19 protein-coding genes are annotated in these 19,170 nt (G+C 57.8%); 7 read left to right on the top strand and 12 right to left on the bottom strand.

Features of this window, described 5'->3' with window-relative positions:
• Positions 1–5: 5 nt before the first annotated feature.
• Complete coding sequence (locus tag Q672_RS21325) at positions 6–551, top strand: carboxypeptidase-like regulatory domain-containing protein (RefSeq protein ID WP_022984458.1); 546 nt, start codon at positions 6–8, stop codon at positions 549–551.
• Positions 552–741: 190 nt separating this feature from the next.
• Positions 742–1,056, top strand: a complete 315-nt coding sequence (locus tag Q672_RS21320) for a DMT family transporter (RefSeq protein WP_022984457.1) — start codon at positions 742–744, stop codon at positions 1,054–1,056.
• A gap of 166 nt (positions 1,057–1,222) precedes the next feature.
• Here Q672_RS21320 and Q672_RS21315 read toward each other — a convergent pair whose 3' ends face one another.
• Positions 1,223–2,146 carry a LysR family transcriptional regulator gene (locus Q672_RS21315; protein WP_022984456.1) on the bottom strand — a complete coding sequence of 308 codons (924 nt, stop codon included), beginning with the start codon at positions 2,144–2,146 and terminating at the stop codon, positions 1,223–1,225.
• A gap of 295 nt (positions 2,147–2,441) precedes the next feature.
• Between Q672_RS21315 and Q672_RS21310 the strand changes: the two genes are divergently transcribed.
• The 4 genes from Q672_RS21310 to Q672_RS21295 all read left to right on the top strand — a co-directional run bounded on the left by Q672_RS21310 (position 2,442) and on the right by Q672_RS21295 (position 5,918).
• Positions 2,442–3,419 carry a DUF1852 domain-containing protein gene (locus tag Q672_RS21310; RefSeq protein ID WP_022984455.1) on the top strand — a complete coding sequence of 326 codons (978 nt, stop codon included), beginning with the start codon at positions 2,442–2,444 and terminating at the stop codon, positions 3,417–3,419.
• A gap of 15 nt (positions 3,420–3,434) precedes the next feature.
• Positions 3,435–4,460 (top strand): methionine synthase, encoded by a 1,026-nt coding sequence (locus Q672_RS21305; RefSeq protein WP_022984454.1) that lies wholly within the window; start codon positions 3,435–3,437, stop codon positions 4,458–4,460.
• A gap of 86 nt (positions 4,461–4,546) precedes the next feature.
• On the top strand, positions 4,547–5,056 hold the full coding sequence (locus tag Q672_RS21300) for a flavin reductase family protein (protein WP_022984453.1): 510 nt from the start codon (positions 4,547–4,549) through the stop codon (positions 5,054–5,056).
• A gap of 79 nt (positions 5,057–5,135) precedes the next feature.
• Complete coding sequence (locus Q672_RS21295) at positions 5,136–5,918, top strand: sulfite exporter TauE/SafE family protein (RefSeq protein ID WP_022984452.1); 783 nt, start codon at positions 5,136–5,138, stop codon at positions 5,916–5,918.
• Positions 5,919–6,233: 315 nt separating this feature from the next.
• Here Q672_RS21295 and Q672_RS21290 read toward each other — a convergent pair whose 3' ends face one another.
• The 11 genes from Q672_RS21290 to Q672_RS21250 form a co-directional block, all read right to left on the bottom strand.
• Positions 6,234–7,400, bottom strand: coding sequence for a CmpA/NrtA family ABC transporter substrate-binding protein (locus Q672_RS21290; RefSeq protein ID WP_022984451.1), 1,167 nt, complete (start codon positions 7,398–7,400; stop codon positions 6,234–6,236).
• A complete protein-coding gene (locus tag Q672_RS34205) occupies positions 7,400–7,549 on the bottom strand; it encodes a hypothetical protein (protein ID WP_158245816.1) in 150 nt (49 codons plus the stop codon). Before Q672_RS34205 ends, Q672_RS21290 begins: the two co-directional genes overlap by 1 nt.
• Before the next feature lie 79 nt (positions 7,550–7,628).
• A complete protein-coding gene (locus tag Q672_RS21285) occupies positions 7,629–8,216 on the bottom strand; it encodes an ANTAR domain-containing response regulator (RefSeq protein ID WP_022984450.1) in 588 nt (195 codons plus the stop codon).
• Between the two features lie 179 nt (positions 8,217–8,395).
• Entirely contained in the window at positions 8,396–8,803 is a 408-nt protein-coding gene (locus tag Q672_RS21280) for a globin family protein (protein ID WP_022984449.1), read from the bottom strand.
• Positions 8,804–8,877: 74 nt separating this feature from the next.
• Entirely contained in the window at positions 8,878–9,480 is a 603-nt protein-coding gene (locus Q672_RS21275) for a Tll0287-like domain-containing protein (RefSeq protein ID WP_022984448.1), read from the bottom strand.
• A 42-nt stretch (positions 9,481–9,522) separates the two neighbouring features.
• Positions 9,523–10,860, bottom strand: a complete 1,338-nt coding sequence (locus Q672_RS21270; RefSeq protein ID WP_022984447.1) for a cytochrome c3 family protein — start codon at positions 10,858–10,860, stop codon at positions 9,523–9,525.
• Positions 10,861–10,871: 11 nt separating this feature from the next.
• Positions 10,872–12,848: an FAD-dependent oxidoreductase gene (locus Q672_RS33780; RefSeq protein ID WP_081703602.1), complete on the bottom strand. Its 1,977-nt coding sequence runs from the start codon at positions 12,846–12,848 to the stop codon at positions 10,872–10,874.
• 64 nt (positions 12,849–12,912) lie between these two features.
• Positions 12,913–14,091, bottom strand: a complete 1,179-nt coding sequence (locus Q672_RS21265) for an alginate export family protein (RefSeq protein WP_031226043.1) — start codon at positions 14,089–14,091, stop codon at positions 12,913–12,915.
• Positions 14,092–14,216: 125 nt separating this feature from the next.
• Positions 14,217–15,056 (bottom strand): ABC transporter ATP-binding protein, encoded by an 840-nt coding sequence (locus tag Q672_RS21260; RefSeq protein WP_022984444.1) that lies wholly within the window; start codon positions 15,054–15,056, stop codon positions 14,217–14,219.
• Between the two features lie 22 nt (positions 15,057–15,078).
• Positions 15,079–16,080 (bottom strand): ABC transporter permease, encoded by a 1,002-nt coding sequence (locus Q672_RS21255; protein WP_022984443.1) that lies wholly within the window; start codon positions 16,078–16,080, stop codon positions 15,079–15,081.
• Positions 16,081–16,107: 27 nt separating this feature from the next.
• On the bottom strand, positions 16,108–17,469 hold the full coding sequence (locus Q672_RS21250) for a CmpA/NrtA family ABC transporter substrate-binding protein (protein ID WP_022984442.1): 1,362 nt from the start codon (positions 17,467–17,469) through the stop codon (positions 16,108–16,110).
• A gap of 500 nt (positions 17,470–17,969) precedes the next feature.
• Here Q672_RS21250 and Q672_RS21245 point away from each other — a divergent pair, with 500 nt between their 5' ends.
• Complete coding sequence (locus Q672_RS21245; protein ID WP_052017474.1) at positions 17,970–19,160, top strand: YbfB/YjiJ family MFS transporter; 1,191 nt, start codon at positions 17,970–17,972, stop codon at positions 19,158–19,160.
• The last annotated feature ends 10 nt before the right edge of the window (positions 19,161–19,170 follow it).

Here is a 19,170-nt window from a genome sequence, read left to right as displayed (position 1 = left end):
CGAACATGAGAAAATACCACTGGCTGGCACTGGCCCTGCTCTTCAGCAGCCTAATGACCAGCGGCTGCCTGCCCACCATCAAACGTCAGTGGGATGTCCAACCGGTGGACGGCACCCTTGTCGATGGGGTCACCGGCACCCCGGTTGCCGGTGCCGTTATCACCAACGCAGATAACCCTGATCTGTCAGCCACCACGGATAAAGACGGCTATTTTGTGATCGAAGAGCAAAGCCATGTCGGGCTGCACCTGATCATGGCCGCCAGTGCCATGCGTACCCAGACATGGCAGATCCGGCATCCCGATTATGCATATGCAGAAATCGGTACCCGCACGCTGATCCCTCCGCTGTCGCGGCAACCCAGCCACCTGCAGCTGCCACTGTTCACGGAACAGCCTTCCTCTCTACCGGACTGCCCGGCCTATGGGTATTTGATGGCACTGGCCCAATGGCAGGACGACAACGGCATCGACGAACCGTGGATAGAGACAGATCGCTGCCACAACGAGGAAGCAATGCAATCCCTTATCGATACCTGGTACCCGGAATAAATGGTGCCCGGAATAAAACCGCACCCTCTCCAGTGAGTAAGGCATACCGTCCGTCCGCCCAACGCATTTGCGGGCCCCCACACCTTGAAATTTTCGCCACTCACACTATATTCCTGAACAACATTCACGCCCGAGGACGACCTCGATCACACGGCACCACCCGGGGACGGCCCCATGCAGGAGTTACCTCATGGCATGGGCTTACATTTTCTTCGCGGGATTACTGGAAATTGGCTGGGCGCTGGGACTCAAGGCCAGCCACGGTTTTACCCGTCCGCTACCCACTGTTCTCACCCTGATCGCCGCCGCCCTGAGCTTCTGGCTGCTGGCTCAGGCCATGCGCACCCTCCCCGCCGGCACCGCCTATGCCGTCTGGAGCGGCATCGGTGCCTTCGGCACGGTGCTGCTGGGCATCGTTTTCTTTCAGGATTCGGTATCCGCCGGCAAGCTCGCCTGCCTGCTGATGATTGTGGCCGGCATCGTCGGGGTTAAGATTTTTTCATAACCTCCCAGCAGCCAGCCATCGCACCACCTTGCCGTAGGAGCGTCGCTCCTACGGCAAAGTTGTGCCTTTCGAAACGCGTTAGTCTCAACGCCAAATCTCATCATCGCTTGCAGACAAGCACCACAGCAGCCCTGGTTTTTCGCTGTTAACTATTCACTGTTAACTGTTAACTGCCCTTAACCGCCTTCACCCCACTCAACGTCTTGAAACACACCTCCCGCGCCGTCTCCTGAAACTCCTGAATGTAGGGACGCTGGGCATCCTCGAGACGCACCGCCGCATACAGGGTCCGCCACACGCCGTTCTCTCCCAGGCGCACGGTTTTCAGCAAATCATGGGTGGTGTATTCGGTCAGCGCCCAATTAGGAAGCGCCGCCACGCCGCGGCCTGCTGCCACCAACTGCGCGGTCATGGGCGTCAGTTCAGCAGTGCGTACCGCCGCGGGCTCGGCACCGGCGGGGTCAAGAAACACAGTGAACACATCCAGCCGCTCGCGCTCGACGGGATAGGTGATCAGGGTCTGGTCACTGATATCGGTCGGTTCGATCCATTTGCGGCTCGCCAACGGCGAGCGCCCCGATACCGCCAGCACCAGCTCGTAGCGAAACAGCGGCAGGAACTGTACCGCGGCATCCTCCACCGGATCCGAGGTGATCGCCATATCCAGATCGCCGCGCAACAGCGCCGGTAATGGCGCAAAACTGAAGGCCGCCGACAGGTCCAGTTCCACGTCCGGCCAGTGTTCACGAAAGGCATCCAGTGCCGGCATAAGCCACTGAAAACAGGAGTGGCAATCAATCGCGATATGCAGCCGGCCCGACTGCCCCTCGGCTAGCCGCTTCAACTCCCGTTCGGCCTGCTGCACCCTGGGAAGCACGTCCTGCGCCAGCGTCAGCAATCGCAGCCCCGCGGTGGTAAACCGCACCGGGCGGGAGCGCCGCACGACCAGTTCCATGCCCAACCGATGTTCCAGATCTTTCAGCTGATGCGATAAGGCAGACTGGGTGACATGCAGTCGATCGGCCGCGTCCACCATCGAGCCGGCCTCATCAATCGCTCGCAGGGTGGCAAGATGTCGTAGTTCCAGCATCAGATCCTCCAATAATGTCCATTGTGGGACGGGGCCTACACCATCGTGAGCCCTGCTACACACTCTCTCGTAACAGCACCCCAAGCCTCGCACCCACCCAGAGTACGCACCCTGACAGCCGGGCCACCCGTGGCAGGGGGACAACACAAAAATGAGAATATCTCATGAAGTGTTGAAATAATACCAATTAACCTCAAGTTCAGACTTGCGCATAATGGCCGCCAATAAGGTTGCATTGCGGTACCCACCCTGCGGTGCAAGCCATGCCCAATACTGACGCGGACACCCTGTCACCATGAGCAACGAACTGACTTTCAGCATCAAGCGCATTTGTTTCGATGAGGATTACCGCCCATCCGACAGCACGCGCATCACCACCAACTTTGCCAACCTGGCGCGGGGTGAGCGGCGCAAGGAGAACCTGCGCGACACCCTGACGATGATCAACAACCGGTTTAATGCGCTGGCACACTGGGACAACCCCAATGGCGATCGCTACGCCGTGCAGCATGACATTGTGTCGGTAGATATCGATATTGAAGGCAATGGCGACACTTTCCCGACCATCGAAATCCTGAAAACCACCATCGTTGACCGGCATACCAACAAGCACATTGAGGGAATTGTCGGGAACAACTTCTCCTCCTACGTGCGGGATTATGACTTCAGCATCGCCCTGCAAAACCATAACAAGAACCAGCCCCGTTTCAGCATCCCTGAGAACTTTGGTGATCTACACGGCAAGCTGTTCCAGCACTTTGTTCACTCAAGCGCGTACCGGGAAAACTTCAGCAAACTGCCCGTGATCTGTATCAGCGTATCGGATAACAAGGTGTACACCCGCACCGAGAATCACCATCCCGTGCTGGGGTTCGAATACCTGCCCAATGAATCATCATTGACCGAGAGTTACTTCAAGAAAATGGGATTGAGCGTGCGCTATTTCATGCCCCCTCACAGCGTAGCGCCGCTGGCCTTTTTCTTCTTTGGCGACCTGGTGAACGATTACACCAACCTGGAGCTGATCAGCACCATCAGCACCATGGAGACGTTCCAGAGAATCTATCGACCCGAGATTTACAACGCCAATTCCGAGGCCGGCAACCGCTACCAGCCCAGCCTCAAGCACTCGGATTACTCACTGACCCGCATCCATTACGACCGGGAAGAACGCAGCCAATTGGCCATCAAACAAGGCAAGTTCGCTGAGCAGCATCTGATTGAGCCTTACCGGGCGGTGCTGAATCAATGGTCTGCGAATTTCGGCGCTTAAAAGGCAGCACAGATAATGAAACGATTGTTACCCACATCCACCGCGGGCAGTCTGCCCAAGCCCAGCTGGCTGGCCGAGCCCGAAACGCTCTGGTCCCCCTGGAAGTTGCAGGGCGAGACGCTCGCTGAAGGCAAACAGGACGCCCTGCGCCTGAGCTTGCATGAGCAGCAGCTGGCCGGCATCGACATCGTCAGCGATGGTGAACAAACCCGCCAACACTTCGTTACCACCTTTATCGAACATTTGGACGGAGTCGATTTCGAAAAGCGCGAGACGGTGAAGATTCGTGACCGTTACGATGCCAGTGTCCCAACGGTGGTCGGGGCGGTGAGTCGTCAGAAACCGGTATTTGTTGAGGATGCCCGCTTTCTGCGTGAACAAACCCGGCAGCCGATCAAGTGGGCGCTGCCCGGCCCCATGACCATGATCGATACACTTTACGATGCCCATTACAAAAGCCGGGAGAAACTGGCATGGGAGTTCGCCAGGATCCTTAATCAGGAAGCCAGAGAGCTGGAGGCAGCTGGCGTCGATATCATCCAGTTCGACGAACCGGCCTTTAATGTGTTTTTTGATGAGGTCAATGACTGGGGCGTGGCCACACTGGAAAGAGCCATTGAAGGGCTCAAGTGTGAAACCGCCGTGCATATTTGTTATGGCTACGGCATCAAAGCCAATAACGACTGGAAAAAAACGCTGGGTTCCGAGTGGCGGCAATATGAAGAAGCCTTCCCCAAGCTAAAAGCCTCAACCATCGATATGGTGTCCCTGGAGTGCCACAACTCCCATGTACCCATGGACCTGATTGAGCTGATTCGCGGCAAGAAAGTGATGGTAGGCGCGATTGATGTGGCGAGCCACACCATAGAAAGCCCGGAAGAAGTGGCCAGCACCTTGCGCCGAGCACTGCAATTCGTGGATGCCGACAAACTGTACCCATGCACCAACTGCGGCATGGCCCCCCTGCCCCGCCACGTGGCCCGGGGAAAACTGCGAGCACTGAGTGCAGGGGCAGAGATCGTCCGCAACGAGCTGGCCTGAATACCGTCGGCAAGAGCGGGGGTTCTGCATTGTCAGGACAGCCCGCCTGATTCACTCATCTGCGTTACTTCTATTCTGGAATGACTATGTCACTCACCACACCGGCCATCGACCCACTGCATTTTCGCCAGGCGCTCGGCCATTTCGCCTCCGGGCTCACCGTCATTACGTCACACATTGATGATGAGCCCATCGGCTTTACCTGCCAGTCGTTCTACAGCGTATCGACCACCCCGCCGCTGGTGTCCTTCAGTGTGAAGCGTGACTCTTTCAGCTACCCCAAGATCCGTCGGGCGGGCCGCTTTGCGGTGAACATTCTTTCCGATGAGCAAGTGGCGGTCTCCAACCGCTTTGCCCAACAGGGCGCGGACAAGTGGCAAGCCATCGACTGGACTCGTTCCCCCCTGGGCAACCCTGTGATTGGTGGCAGCCTGCACTGGCTGGACTGCGTCATTCACGCCGAGCACGAAGCCGGCGATCACTTGATCGTGATTGGTGAAGTGCGGGCACTGAGCCTGCAGCAAACGCGCGACACACAGCCGCTGCTGTATTTCAAAGGGCAATATTGCAATCTGGACGCGGCTATTCGCACCTGAGAGCCCTCCCCCGCTTCTTTTTTCCGTTATTACATTGCCACCGATGTGGCTTTACACAGATTTCTTCCAAGGGTTGAGTATGGAATTTTTGCTTTATCTGGTTTTGGGGGCTGCGGCCGGGGTATTGGCCGGTCTGTTTGGGGTCGGCGGCGGCATCATCATCGTGCCGGTACTGGTCTTGAGCTTTACCGCTCAGGGCATCGACCCGCAAGTCTTGACCCATCTGGCGGTGGGCACATCGTTGGCGACCATCGTTTTCACATCCATCAACTCGGTGATGGAGCACCACCGCAAGGGCGCGGTGCAATGGTCTATTGTTGCCTGGATGACCGTGGGCATCCTGCTGGGTGCCGGGCTGGGTTCGCTAACCGCCGCGTCAATTCAGGGGCCGATGCTACAAAAGATTATTGGTGTGTTCGCCATCGTCATCGCTATTCAAATGGCGCTGGATCTGAAACCCAGTGCCAGCCGTGCGGTGCCAGGCAAGCTGGGCCTGACGACCGCTGGCGGGGTAATCGGCTGGGCCTCCGCAATCTTTGGCATCGGCGGTGGCACCCTGAATGTCCCTTTCCTTACCTGGCGAAGCCTGCCCATGCAGCAGGCAGTGGCCACCTCGTCAGCGTGCGGGTTACCCATCGCCGCCGCCAGTGCCTTGAGTTTCATGCTGATTGGCTGGCGTCAGCCACAACTGCCCGAGTGGAGCCTGGGGTACGTGTACCTTCCTGCCATGGTGGGGGTCGCGTTGACCAGCATGTTCTTCGCCCGGTTTGGCGCGCGTCTCGCACACCGGTTATCGCCACGGCTGTTGAAACGTTTGTTCGCCCTGTTGTTGCTGGGCGTGGGGGTGAGTTTTCTCGTTTGAGGAGCATGCCTTGTTGAGATCACGATGACGCTTGCAGGTGATAGTGGGACCTGCACTCTGACAAAGACAGACTAGAAACGAGTTTCGAATGACACCAACCCGTGCCGTAGGAGCGTCGCTGGCGGCGCGATAACCCAGCCCTTTAAAAGCGATATTGACCACAGATATCACAGAGGCCACTGAGGGAAAGACGGTTTTAACCTCTGTGAACGCTGTGATGCAAATGCGTTATATCGCAAGCGCTTATCGCGCCGCCACCGAGCGAAGCGAAGGAACGCCCGCAGGGTCGCTCCTACGCCAAGGTATTCGCAGCCGTCAGCCCTCCGGCTGCTCTTCGATGGTTCGCAACAGACGATCCGGGCCCAGCTGCACAGGCTTGGGCTCTCCAGGCAGTTGCCAGTGGCCGGCGTGGCGTTCATCGGGTTTGCTGTCCATCAGCGGCAGGCTGGTGAGATCCGCCAGTGCATCACGGAACAGGTCCGTGCGGTAGCACTGGGCAGCAAAAGTCTGTTTTTCTTCCAACGAACACTGACGCCAGCGCTGCATTTCTTGAAGCAGGAAACGGGCATCGGAACGCCAGGGGAAATTGGCGTGGAACCCGGCGAACACATGAAAATGGTGCGCCGGGAACGGCTGACCGGTCAGACCGCCTGGCAGGCGTTGACTGAACGGGGCCCGAATGATTTCTTCCGGCACATCCAGCCAGGCAGGATGAGCCAGCAGTGACAAGCTATCGACCAGGTTTTCATCCGCATGGCAGGCCGCCTTGTACAGGGCTCGCAGCAGCGCCCTGTGTTCATCCGGATGGCGTGCTACCCAGTCACGAGATACCGCCAGCACTTTTTCCGGAGCGTTTTCCCAGATCTGGTAGCCGGACAACAGGCAATGCCCTGCCCCAGTCAGGGCCGCCAGGCTGTTCCAGGGTTCCCCCACGCAGAAACCGTCAATGTGCCCCATACGCAGATGGTCCACCATCTGCGACGGTGGCAGCACCACCAGTTTGACATCATGGTCCGGGTCCAACCCGGCCACGCTAAGCCAGTGGCGAAGCTGATAGGCATGGCAGGAGAACGGGAACACGACCGCCAGAGTCAGCGGCGATTCTCCGCTGGACGCCCGAGCGGCCACAAGCTTGTTCATGGCATTGGCCATGTCGTTAGGCGTCGGCCCTTCAGACAAGGCACACAACCCCTGGAACAGCATGGGGGAAACGGTAATACCGTTGCCGTTCAGGCCCATGGAAAATGCTGTGGCCAACGGTTTCTTGATACTGCCCAGACCGAGCGTGGTGGCCATCAACATGGGCGCGAGCATCGGTGCGGCATCCAGTTGGCCCACCAATAGCCGGTCCCGCAGACTTGCCCAGCTCCATTCTGGCTGAAGCTCCACATCCAGCCCTTCCGCACTGAAGTAACCCGCTTCCTGGGCCACTGCCAGCGGCAGGCTATCGGTCAACGGCATGTAGCCAATGCGGATTTTCATCAAGCGATCTCCGTAAGGATGGCACGACGGGCATCTCCCGACTGACGACGCTGCACCGCCGCCTGGCTTCTAGGCCGGGAAGACTCCAGGGGTCTTGCCGGTGCCGACACCAGACTTCGCGATTTCATCAGCGGATTCACTCGTCGCATGCTGTCTCCTGTCATTATGGAAGCGGCGCTTAGACCGCGAATGGAACGTCACCAAAGATCACGAGAAAACCGTCCCAACCTAACCTTGGGCCTTCAACAATTCAGCGTAATCCAGCACCGAGCGCGCGACCTGAACCAGAGGTTGCCCGGTATTCATGGCCTGACGCCGCAAGGTGCTATAGGCATCCTGTTCATTGAGCCGGCGGCGCTGCATCAGCAACCCTTTGGCCCGTTCAATAATCTTGCGTTCTGCCAGCGCTTCGCGGGTCTGTTCCAGCTCTTCACGCAGGGCCTGATACTCGCGGAAGCGAGCGGTGGCGACACGCATGACGCCCCGTACCCGGGTAAGATCCGTTTCTCCTGCCACATAGGCACTGACGCCGGCACGCAGCGCCGCCACGACCAGATCTTCATCATCCTGGTTGCAGAACATCACCATGGGGCGAGGCATATCCCGCTGCACCAACGCCATACTTTCCAGAGTGTCACGGTCGGGGGCATCCATGTCGACGATGACCACATCCGGATTGCTGCTGCTTACCTTTTCCGCCAACCCGGCCGCGCTGGTAAGCCGACACAGAATCTCGTGACCCTCATCAATGAGGGCCCGCTCAAGAATGGCGGCGCGGGGTGGCTGGTCATCCACCAGCATGATTTTCAAAGCCATAGCCTCTACGGTGTCCGGACGCAAAGTTGTACCGGAGTGTTTTGCAACGGTTGTGCCAGTCATTGATCCACTAACCTGTTGTTTTACTTAAGGATTAAATTCTCACCAATAAAGGACCGACAAAACGCACCGAAATGGTGCGCTTTGCAGTGCCAAAACGGCACTTGCGGCCCCGCGGATCAATACTCCGCTGCCTCAATCATGGTGGTTGCCAGCAACGTGTAGGCTGCCGTCCAGGCGGCCTCGGTATCCTCGTCAAAGGCGTCGCCCAATCCCTGTCCCAGAGTCCAAAGCAAGGCCTGTGCCACCGTGGTGTAATCTGCCGGTTTCACCCCGTAATCCTTGTGCCGCTCGCCCAGTTTCTGGACGGCAGGGACAATGGTGTCGAGTCGGTCCAGCCCCTTCACCGCAACCCCGATCATGGTCATCAGCTTTTTCCCCTGCTCCTCCATATTGCCCTTGAACAGGGGCTTGAGGGCCGGGTCCTGGGTAAACAAACGGTCGTAAAACAGCGCGGCGGCCTGATCAGAAATGGCCTCCACCTGGGTCCAGCTGTCTTGCACCCGTGCAATCTGTTCTGGGGTCATGCGTTTCTCCCTTGCTGCCGGTGGCAGCGGTTATTCGATGAATCGTTACGAACCGAAAGTGCGCATCCCGCCCATTACATGGGCACTCGAATGACCACCCCACCCATGACGTCTCCCATCTCGAAATCCGTTTTGGGAGAATCCTTGTGATTGTTGTGGCAAGCGACACAGGGGGCGGCTACCGCCACATCCGGGTACACCGCGGTGTAATAACTCACTTCCCCCAGAGTTTCTGTGCCGTAGAAGTTTTCCCCCGGGTTATCGACGATGAATTGCAGCCCCTCTTTTTCCAGCTCGGTTTTCGGCGCGTTCTGGCTATTAATCGGCCACAAAGACTGCAGGGAATAGGAAAAATCGCTGCTTGTTTCGCTAACCGCTTCTGCGCCGTAACGGAACATTTGCGCAGGCAAGGGAGCACCGTTATCCAGATCTTCCCAGTATTCATGGGGTTTGATGCTGTCGGCCCCCTGGGGACCCAGACGGGCGATGATCAGTTTGGTGTAGTTGGTACGATCGGCATTCATGACCGCAAACAACGAATCGGTATAGACCTTGGGATCAATTCCTCCCGCGGGTTTGGCTTCTTCTTCGCCGCAACCGCTGAGTAACAGGGCCGACAGGGCTGTGGCCATCAGGATGGAGACTTTGTGCTTTACAACGTCTTGCATGGCTTGCATGGGTAGTACCTCCTCAGGTTTGAAATCTGTTTCCGTAATGGCTCAATAAAGCCCCTTCTTTCCGTCCCGGGACTCATCGCGCTCCCTGGCCATGTCCACTGACGGCACATGGATATCGGGCTTGCCACGGAAGTTGTTTTCCAGCAGGTGCGGGTCCGCCAGGGCATCAATGGAGAATTCCAGCCCATGGCAGGTCAGGCACACCGGACGAATCATTTTTTCTACCGGACGCAGGTTCAGGCTCTGGTTATGCTGAACCCGAACATCCCCGTTGTGCGCCTCGCGGGGCATGTGACAGGTGGCGCAGGTGACTCCGCTCCCCGGCGGCAGCTCGCCGCGTTTTTCCCGTTTCCACAGGTCGTGATGCGGAGAGCGAAGGTACTCATTGCTATGCTCATCGTTATGGCAACCGACGCAGGCATCCACCGCTGCCTTTTGCGTATCAAAGTCATGGGCACCATGGCAGCTCACACAGGTCAGCTCACGGTGACTCGCTTCCACATGCATGTTGAGCACCGACTGTGCGGGCGTCATGGGCGACAGCGCCATTCCCAACCGCATGCCATGACGCCCGCGGGTGAACCCTTCCACTTCAGGCTCGTGGCACCGGGCACATTGCAATGGTTCGGGCGTATCAACCCATTGCTCCGCACTGCCATGGCAAGCGGTACAGGCCACGCCGGCCTCGGCATGGGCATTACCATCCCAATGTTCCGGTTCTTTCACGCTGGCCGGCGGCGGCCCGTCACCACGCAATAACGCCACCAGTTCAGCGTCGTCCATGTCATGACGCCAACCATGTCGCGGTGGCTGGACCGGCTCGGGTTTGAGCCAGGGCTCCCCCGCGTGGGCAAGCAGGAAATCTTCATACAGCGCGCGGTTGTCATGAAAGTTGTGGCAGCCAGCACTGGCACAGGTATCAAACCCCATGCCTTCATGACTTGGCCGCTCACTGGCGATGTCTTCATGACAGTGCACGCACATGTCCATGGGCAGGGTGACGCCCATTCCCACATCCAGTTCCGGGCGATGCTCTACATGACAGGAGACACAGAATCGGGCATCCACATTCGCCAACCGGTCAGCGTTACGCGGGTCGGTAAATTTCGATTTCGGGTGAGCATCCTGGGCGGCCTTCAGCTCGTCGCCGTGGCAATTAACGCAGGCGTCTTGCAGTACCTCCTGGCTATTGAACCCATCGCCATGACAAGCCCCACACTGCAATTCAATCTGGTGGTGGCCGTGGGTCATGGCACCGGGAATAAAGGCGGTCTTTGGCGTGTCCTTTTTTAGCAAGGGCAGCCCCAGCCACCCTGCCAGGGCCAATGACGCCAGCAACCAGATTCCCCATACCCCCACTGTGCGCTTGCGAATCCCCACGGTTGCCCCTCCTAGAAGTAATACGCCGAGACAATGTGAAAGATCAGCAGCACCGGTAATGGCCAGCACACCAGAATGTGCAGCCAGGTGCTGCCCTGGCGTAATCCATCCAGCCCGGGGAGGGCCGCCTGAAACCGGGTTAACAAAGCCGCGCCAATACCGGCAATAGCGACACCGATAAAACTCAGCATTAACCAGCGATTGAGGTTTTCCCCGAGCGAGAAACCGGTGTGCCAATAGAGCAGAGCCAGTGCCAGGGACCCGATGGCGGCATGCGCAATTCGCCAGCCACTAAAACCGCCCATGGGCACCTTGGGAAACCGTTTTTTTAATGACATCAGCAACAGCAAGAGCGAAGCGCCAAGCACTCCATAACCACTCCACTGACGCCATTCCCCGTTGCGGGAAAACTGTTCGAACAGGCTTTGTGATTGCACCGACGACGATAGCCCAGGGGATGGCAACCAGAATGCCAGCGCCAACAGCAGCGCAGCCATTGCTGACAGGATCGCAAGCGCTGTGCCACCGGGGACACTGCGCGCTCGTGCCATACCGCCTTGGCAGAGGCTGTCCAGCAGCGGTTCGCAGCCACCACAGACGGTTCCCGCCCCACTTCGCTGTTTCAAGGTGAAGGTGTCGCAACCTTCCCCCATGAAGGTTTGCAGTTGTCCCCTGTTCAGCCCGCGGCACTGGCATACCACCGTGGATGCAGGCCATTGCCCAACCGGAGCAGGACCACCGGCAAGCGTGCCAGACAAGCGAAAACGCCATATCTCCCAGGGAAGCAGGCGACGCCCATCGGCAATCCGGTTGAGAATCTGCTGGCGCTCGGGCCAGGGGCCCACCGACACCACGCCAACCAGCCGATGGGTACGCAACATCAGCGCCCGATACAGCCCTTTTTCCACCTGACGGTAAACCAGTGTCTGGTGCACCAGACCGCGTTCTTCATCGATAAAGCGACCGGCGCTGAAAACTTCCAACGCCATCACTTTCAGCCAGGTGCTGTCAGCCACCGGGGTATAACTGTCCTGGCTGCCAGCCAGGTTGGCTGCGGCCACCCGAGCCTGTTGCAACGCCGGCATCACCAGACCACACACTTGTTCCTGAAACTGTGCACACTCTCCAACGGCATAAATATCCGGGTTGGATGTCTGCATACTGGCGTTGACCCGGATCCCACTGGCCACGGTCAAACCCGCCTTTCGCGCCAGCGCCGTTCGCGGGGCAATGCCGGTGGCAAACACCACCGTGTCGCAAAGCAGCACGGTGCCATCAGCAAGGACAACAGATTCAACCCGCTGGCTGCCTTCGATACGACGCACGCTGGTTTGCAGACGTACATCCACCCCGGACTCACTCAGACTGCCAGCCACCAGGCTGGCCGCTTCGCTGTCGAGCTGGCGATTCATCAACCGGTCGGCGTGCTGAATCAGGGTGACCCGGGTGCCAAACCGGCACAGCCCGTGAGCGGCTTCAATGCCAAGCAACCCGCCACCAATGACCACGGTATGCGTGCTGCGCAGGCGACGGGCCATCAATGCCTGGGCATCGGCCATATCGCGAAAACGTAGTACCCCGGACAAGTCGGTACCCGGGATGGAAGGAATATGAGCGTCGCTACCCAGCGCCAGCACAAGTTTGCTGTAGGGATGGCGCTGTCCAAGGGCATCTTCTACCCAGCGACGGGAAGGATTGATTCCGGTAACAGACCGGCCAACCAGATGCTCCACGGAGTCATCCAGTTCTGCCGGTAAATTGGTCAGGTCATCAAACCCGGTTGACCCGGAAAGGAAGGTGGACAGCTTGACGCGATCATAAGGTGCCCAGGGCTCGGCTCCGAACAACTTCACCGGGGTGGTCTGTCCTCGGCGACGCAGCTCTACCAGACATTGAATACCTGCCGGGCCGTTCCCGACGATAATCAGCGGCGCTTGCACCTCTGATTCTGGCACCTGGGGTTGCGGTTGATATCGTCTAGCCTCCACCTTTCTCCTCCTTTCCTGAGGGTCAAATCGGGAGGGTCGGGGTTAAGATGTCGTGAACGACGTCTTAAAACTTCAACTCACCCCAGGCCCAGTACTTGCTGGTATCCGCACCAAAATCATCGGCACTGTAATCGGCATACTTCAGACCTACTGTGTAGTGCTTGCCGATCGGACGTGCGACCAGCAGATCCATTTCTGTGCCGTAATCGGTGCTGCCTTCGTTAGACTTGAAATCGTGGTAAATGGCCGCCAGCTTGAAACCTGCCAGCTTGCCACCCACGGTCACAAAGGTATCTTCGAGACCGTCTGCCGGGGTTGCCAGAAACAGGTCCGCCCAGCCGTTAAACGCGTGCTTGGTTGCCAGTGGTGTCTGGAAAGCTACGACCCCGTCATCAGAACCCAGCACTTCCTGTGCCAACTTCACGGTCACGCCTGCCATTTCGGCACCCAGTTCTGCGAAGTAGTACTCGGTATCGCCCGCTTCTACCTCTTGCTGGGCACCTTCCAGGGTCAACAGCAACTTGAAGGCATCGAGATCGAAGGCACCGGCGTAACGCAGGCCCCAGGTATCGTTGTCAGAATCGGGGACGTTGTCGGTTTCCAGCAGATAGCCGTAGGCCGTCAGGGAACCACCGGGCGCCCCCGTCCAGCTGGCATTGAAGAGGTTATTGGTGACATTGGCGTCAAAGCCCGGAGTGATCCCGTTCACTTGTGTAAGGTAGGCGGCAGATAACTTGAAATCACCAACACCGTAATCCAGTTTGGTACCGTCAAAGGTCTGCTCATCCTGGCGCCAGCCCACGTTGCCCACAAAACGGGCATTATCGTAAATGATCCGTTGACGACCATAAGTCGCGACGAGCCCTTCCAGTGCATCACTACCGGTATAGCGAATGGCTGCCCGATTCAGTTCAGTCACTTCTGGATCCGCAATCACCGGGTAACCCGCCTGTTCCGGTGTATAATTATCAACTTGGCCAACGATGCGGGTATCCTCAAATTCCCCCATCACATCGAAACCGTGAAGTTTGGCACTCTGATAACCGAGTCGGGTACGAAGGGTTAACGCCTGACCCTTGTCTTCCACCCCCTCAATATCAACCTCTTCATAACGCAGACGCATATTCACCATAGGTGTGCCGTCTTTCAGTGCGGTAATCAGTGCATCATCTTCAGCATGTGCAGTACCTGAAAACCCCATGGTGGACAGCAAAACGCCGGCAGCAATGGCAGAGTGTTTCATGTTTTTCTTCCTCAGCAAGTTAACTTCCCAGTAAAACTTTTCAGATTTTCCGCAACGTGCGGACATACCTTTCCTGTTACCGCCACCGTTCAGTGCAATGGCAGTCGTATTCGTTAAGCGGAAACTCAGGCGCGTTTACGCACCCTTTCTGTGTTGGCGCTATTGCGTTTCGGCATCGGCTCCACCTTGCGCTGCTTTTCATACAGGAACTGCAGCACTTGCTGGCGACAACGCACGAAAGTGGGATCATCCGCCAACGCAAGACGGTCTCGGGGCCGCGGCAGCTTGACGTCCAGGATTTCTCCGATGGTGGCGGAAGGGCCATTGGTCATCATCACAATACGATCGGACAACAACACCGCCTCATCCACATCGTGGGTAATCATGATCACAGTGGTACCCAACTGGGCATGGATTTCCATGAGGGAATCCTGAAGGTGCGCCCGCGTCAGTGCGTCAAGAGCACCAAACGGTTCGTCCATCAACAGGACTTGTGGTTGCATGGCCAGTGCACGGGCAATCCCCACCCGCTGTTTCATGCCACCGGAAATTTCATCCGGCTTCTTGTGCATGGCATGGGCCATATGCACCAGTTCCAGGTTGTGTTCCACCCAGTCTCGAATCTCGGCTTTGCTCTTGGTCTTCTTGAAGACTTGCTTGACCGCCAACTCCACATTTTCGAAGGCGCTTAACCAGGGGAGCAGTGAATGATTCTGGAATACCACCGCCCGCTCGGGACCGGGTTCCGTGACTTCCTGCTTGTCCAGAATCACGCCGCCATCGGTGGCCTGCAGAAGACCGGCGACGATGTTGAGAACAGTGGATTTACCGCAACCGGAGTGACCGATCAACGAGACAAATTCACCAGACTCGATTTTCAGGTTTACATCCTTGAGGGCTTCGAATTGACCTTTCGGCGTGTCGAACTTCATCCCCACGTTGGACAGTTCCAGTAGTGCTTTCATGAAGATTCTCCTATTCGGTCGTTTATCGCTGCACGGATGACTTGTCCCAGACCAGAGCCCGCTGCAGCATCAGCATCAGGCGGTCCAGCAGAAAACCGATCAGACCAATCACGATGACCGCCACCATGATGCGGCCAAGGGATTGGGAGCTACCGTTCTGGAATTCATCCCAGACGAATTTCCCGAGCCCGGGGTTTTGGGCCAGCATCTCGGCGGCGATCAACACCATCCAGGCTATCCCAAGGCTAAGACGCAGACCGGTGAACATCATCGGCAATGCCGATGGCAGTACGATCTTGCGGACATGGCTCATGGCGTTAAGACGCAGTACCCGTGACACATTGGTGAGATCCTGGCTTACCGACGTCACTCCTACTGCTGTGTTCATCAGCGTCGGCCACAGACAGCACAGCGACACCGTGAACATGGAGGTGAGAAACGATTTGGCGACCAACGGATCATCCGTTACGTACACAGCGCTTACGACCATGGTCACCAGAGGCAACCAGGCCAGCGGCGATACCGGTTTGAACAACTGGATCAGCGGGTTCATGGCGGCATGGGCAGTGCTGCTCAGGCCGATAAAAATCCCCAGCGGAATGGCAATCATGGAGGCCAGCAGAAAACCACTCATCACAGTGATCAGACTGGTGCCAATCTGGTCAAAGAACGTCGGCGCTCCCGTGTAGCTGCGATAGACCGGTTCCCATTCCGGTTGCTGCGCCAGACGGCTGGCAATGTACTTCTCCTGCCGCTCATGAAACGCAGCCTCTTTGGCCCGTGACGCCTGATGCTCATCCAGCAAGCTGCCAGCCTGCTCCCAGACCTGTGAAGGACCAGGGAACTGTCCCAGCGAGGTATCGATACGCTGAGCCGCCAGTTGCCACAGCAACAGGAACGCCGCGATACCCAGTACCGGCCAAATCAGCTGACGCAGCAGGGCTTGCCATTGCTCACCGGACATCTTGCCTGTGGCCAGGGCGCGGTAGGGTTCCATCCAGGTTGGGAATGTCAGGGTCACCATGATTGCTTCTCCTCGGCGGGCGAGCGCTTAAAGCGCGTCACCCTCTTTCAGACCAATCGGGAATTTCGCCAGGTACTCGTTGGGCTTGCGGCCGTCGTAGGTGATGTTGTCGATAAAACCTTTCTGCGGCGGTTTGAAGCCTTCTTCGGTGGCAAAATCGGGAAACTCATCGGCGGCAATCTTGCCTTCCGCGATCAGTGACTTGGCCGCCTGGGCATAGATGTCCGGGCGATACACTTTCTTCGCTACGTCCATGTACCAGCTATCGGGTTTGCTCTCGCTGATCTGACCCCAACGGCGCATCTGGGTCAGATACCAGATAGCATCGGAGTAATAGGGATAGGTCGCGTTGTAGCGGAAGAACACGTTGAAATCCGGCACCGGGCGTTTGTCGCCTTTTTCGTATTCGAAGGTGCCTGTCATGGAATTGGCGATCACGTCATAGTCAGCGCCAACATAGTTCGGCTGAGACAGGATTTTCACGGCTTCCGGACGATTGGCGTTATCGTTTTCATCCAGCCACTTGGCCGCACGAATCATCGCCTTCACGACACGAATATGGGTGTTGGGATACTTGTCAGCCCAGCCCTTGCTCACGCCAAACACTTTTTCCGGATTGTTTTTCCAGATTTCGTAATCGGTGATGACCGGAACCCCAATCCCCTTGAACACGGCTTGCTGGTTCCACGGCTCCCCCACGCAGTAACCATAGATCGTGCCGGCTTCCAGCGTGGCAGGCATTTGCGGCGGTGGTGTCACCGACAGCAGCACATCCGCCTGCAATTGACCGCTGGTATCGCCCTTGTGCGGAGCGTAGTAGCCCGGGTTCAGCCCCCCGGCGGCCAGCCAGTAACGCAACTCGTAGTTATGAGTGGACACCGGAAACACCATGCCCATGTTGAAAGGCTTGCCTTCCGCCTTGTACTTTTCCACTACCGGCTTGAGGGCATCAGCCTTGATGGGGTGCACCGGTTTACCGTTCTCGCTGGGAATATTTTTCTTCATTTCTTCCCAGACCGCGTTGGAAACGGTAATGCCGTTACCATTCAGGTCCATACTGAAGGCCGTAATGATGTGCGCCTCGGTGCCATAACCAATCGTGGCACCCAGCGGCTGACCTGCCAGCATATGTGCGCCATCGAGCTGACCGTCAATCACCCGGTCCAGCAGTACTTTCCAGTTGGCCTGGGCTTCCAGAGTGACGAACAGCCCCTCTTCTTCGAAGTACCCTTTCTCATACGCTACGGCGAGCGGCGCCATATCCGTGAGTTTGATAAAACCAAATTTCAGGTCGGCCTTCTCCGGCCAGCCCACCGAATCTGCCGCCATGGCGTTGGCAGAGAGCCCCATGGTCAACGCTGTCAGTGCCGTACGAATCATTTTTTTCATCAGTCTTCCCTCACTAGCCCGCTCTCCGGCAGGCATAAAAAAAGCGCTCAGGGTCCCCCGTCATCGTTGACCGGGTACCTTGAGCGCCTTTGCTCGAATCTTCTCGTGACCGCCGTTGGTCACGAAGATGGTTATGTCGTCACAACGCTGTTGCTGTGATGAATCGTATAAGGCAAATGCTGTGCCAATTTTTAAAAACCTTGTTTTTCATATGGTTAGCCATTGACGATTCACCGCTGCCCACCCCGCACGCCCATAAATTGCACAAGCGGCACTGTTATGCACCGCCCCTCCCTCCCCAAAATGCACCACCGTTTTGGTGCAGGGGCCGGTTACCGCCGCATTGCGCTGTTTTTGCACTGCCATGGGGAGAAAACGGTGCTCCGCCTGTGACCAAGGCCCTATTTATCACTGAGGCTTATGTTGAACATCATTCGCAGAGTACACAGGAATAAGCACAGGCCTGTTAGGCTTCTTGCTTGCCGCGTTAGCAACGCTATATGAGACTCGTTAGGGATACCGACATTGTGAATGCCAGCACCAACACAGACCGTAACGCCCTGCTGATTGCTATTGCCGGAGCCTTCAGTCTCGTCATTGCATTGGGTATTGGCCGTTTCCTTTTTACCCCGGCCTTGCCAGACATGATTGCTGACAGCTCGCTTACTGCCGTCAGTGGCGGCTATCTGGCTGCTGTGAATTACGGTGGCTATCTACTTGGCGCAATGCTCGCCATGGGGGTGCCTGCCCATCAGGCCCGAAACGCACTGTGGGTGGCGCTGTGGGTCAGTGTGATCAGCAGTGTGCTAATGGGCGTGAGCGATAACTTTATGCCCTGGGCCATCAACCGTTTCCTGGCCGGCATCGCCAGCGCCATCATCATGGTCAATGGCTCCGCGCTGGTGCTCGGCGCCCTGCCCAACCACCTGCGCGCACGGCTGGGGAATATCCACTACGCCGGTATCGGCCTGGGCATCAGCATCGCCGCCCTCACCGTGGCGCTGATCGAGTCCTTGCAAGGCAGCTACCCCTGGATGTGGGGCGGGTGCGGCGTCTTCGCCTTGCTGCTGTTACCACTGCTAAAACGCATCCCTCCCCTGCCCCATGCCCGCGATACCGCTCATCACGCCAGTCCGGTCAACCGCAAGGCGTTGGGGTTTTTGATCGCAAGCTACACGCTCGCGGGGTTCGGCTACATCACCAGCACCACCTATCTGCCGGTGATCGCTCGCACCCAGCTCCCTGACCTTAACAACGCCGCCTTCTATACCTGGCTGGCTGTGGGCCTGGCTGCCGTGCCGGCAAACCTGCTGTGGGGCAAGCTGGCAGGCCGTGCAGGCGAACGCAACGCACTGATGATGGCGCTCGTCGTACAGGCCCTGGGGGTCAGTGCGCCGGCCTGGTTACCCGGCCTCGCCGGGCTGGTGACCAGCGGGCTGCTGGTCGGGGGAACCTTTACTGCCGTGGTCGCGCTCAGCATGTACTGCGGTCGCCAACTGGCCCCCCACGCAGCCAGCATGGCGCTGGGCGCACTCACTGCCTGTTATGGCGTGGGGCAGATTTTGGGCCCAGTGGTTACCGCCAGAATGCTGGAAAGCAGTGGTAGTTTTGCGCCGGGGTTATTGAGCGCGGCCGCCGCGTTAATCGGGGCCGCGGCGTTGTTGCTACCGCTGGGATCGGCACGCTTCTGACTGCCACACG

Origin of the sequence: Alcanivorax sp. P2S70 (genome assembly GCF_000475295.1) — a bacterium.
Classification (GTDB): domain Bacteria; phylum Pseudomonadota; class Gammaproteobacteria; order Pseudomonadales; family Alcanivoracaceae; genus Alcanivorax; species Alcanivorax profundi.
This window is presented reverse-complemented; position numbering and strand designations above follow the sequence as displayed.

What these genes read in the sequence shown, in the direction of transcription:
- Q672_RS21310 (WP_022984455.1), top strand. Translation starts at nt 2,442, where the DNA reads ATGAGCAACGAACTGACTTTCAGCATCAAGCGCATTTGTTTCGATGAG.
- Q672_RS21320 (WP_022984457.1), top strand. Translation starts at nt 742, where the DNA reads ATGGCATGGGCTTACATTTTCTTCGCGGGATTACTGGAAATTGGCTGG.
- Q672_RS21315 (WP_022984456.1), bottom strand. Translation starts at nt 2,146, where the DNA reads ATGCTGGAACTACGACATCTTGCCACCCTGCGAGCGATTGATGAGGCC.
- Q672_RS21325 (WP_022984458.1), top strand. Translation starts at nt 6, where the DNA reads ATGAGAAAATACCACTGGCTGGCACTGGCCCTGCTCTTCAGCAGCCTA.
- Q672_RS21265 (WP_031226043.1), bottom strand. Translation starts at nt 14,091, where the DNA reads ATGAAACACTCTGCCATTGCTGCCGGCGTTTTGCTGTCCACCATGGGG.
- Q672_RS21290 (WP_022984451.1), bottom strand. Translation starts at nt 7,400, where the DNA reads ATGAAAATCCGCATTGGCTACATGCCGTTGACCGATAGCCTGCCGCTG.
- Q672_RS21245 (WP_052017474.1), top strand. Translation starts at nt 17,970, where the DNA reads ATGAGACTCGTTAGGGATACCGACATTGTGAATGCCAGCACCAACACA.
- Q672_RS21280 (WP_022984449.1), bottom strand. Translation starts at nt 8,803, where the DNA reads ATGACCCCAGAACAGATTGCACGGGTGCAAGACAGCTGGACCCAGGTG.
- Q672_RS34205 (WP_158245816.1), bottom strand. Translation starts at nt 7,549, where the DNA reads ATGCGACGAGTGAATCCGCTGATGAAATCGCGAAGTCTGGTGTCGGCA.
- Q672_RS21300 (WP_022984453.1), top strand. Translation starts at nt 4,547, where the DNA reads ATGTCACTCACCACACCGGCCATCGACCCACTGCATTTTCGCCAGGCG.
- Q672_RS21295 (WP_022984452.1), top strand. Translation starts at nt 5,136, where the DNA reads ATGGAATTTTTGCTTTATCTGGTTTTGGGGGCTGCGGCCGGGGTATTG.
- Q672_RS21275 (WP_022984448.1), bottom strand. Translation starts at nt 9,480, where the DNA reads ATGCAAGCCATGCAAGACGTTGTAAAGCACAAAGTCTCCATCCTGATG.
- Q672_RS21305 (WP_022984454.1), top strand. Translation starts at nt 3,435, where the DNA reads ATGAAACGATTGTTACCCACATCCACCGCGGGCAGTCTGCCCAAGCCC.
- Q672_RS21255 (WP_022984443.1), bottom strand. Translation starts at nt 16,080, where the DNA reads ATGGTGACCCTGACATTCCCAACCTGGATGGAACCCTACCGCGCCCTG.
- Q672_RS21285 (WP_022984450.1), bottom strand. Translation starts at nt 8,216, where the DNA reads ATGGCTTTGAAAATCATGCTGGTGGATGACCAGCCACCCCGCGCCGCC.
- Q672_RS21260 (WP_022984444.1), bottom strand. Translation starts at nt 15,056, where the DNA reads ATGAAAGCACTACTGGAACTGTCCAACGTGGGGATGAAGTTCGACACG.
- Q672_RS21250 (WP_022984442.1), bottom strand. Translation starts at nt 17,469, where the DNA reads ATGAAAAAAATGATTCGTACGGCACTGACAGCGTTGACCATGGGGCTC.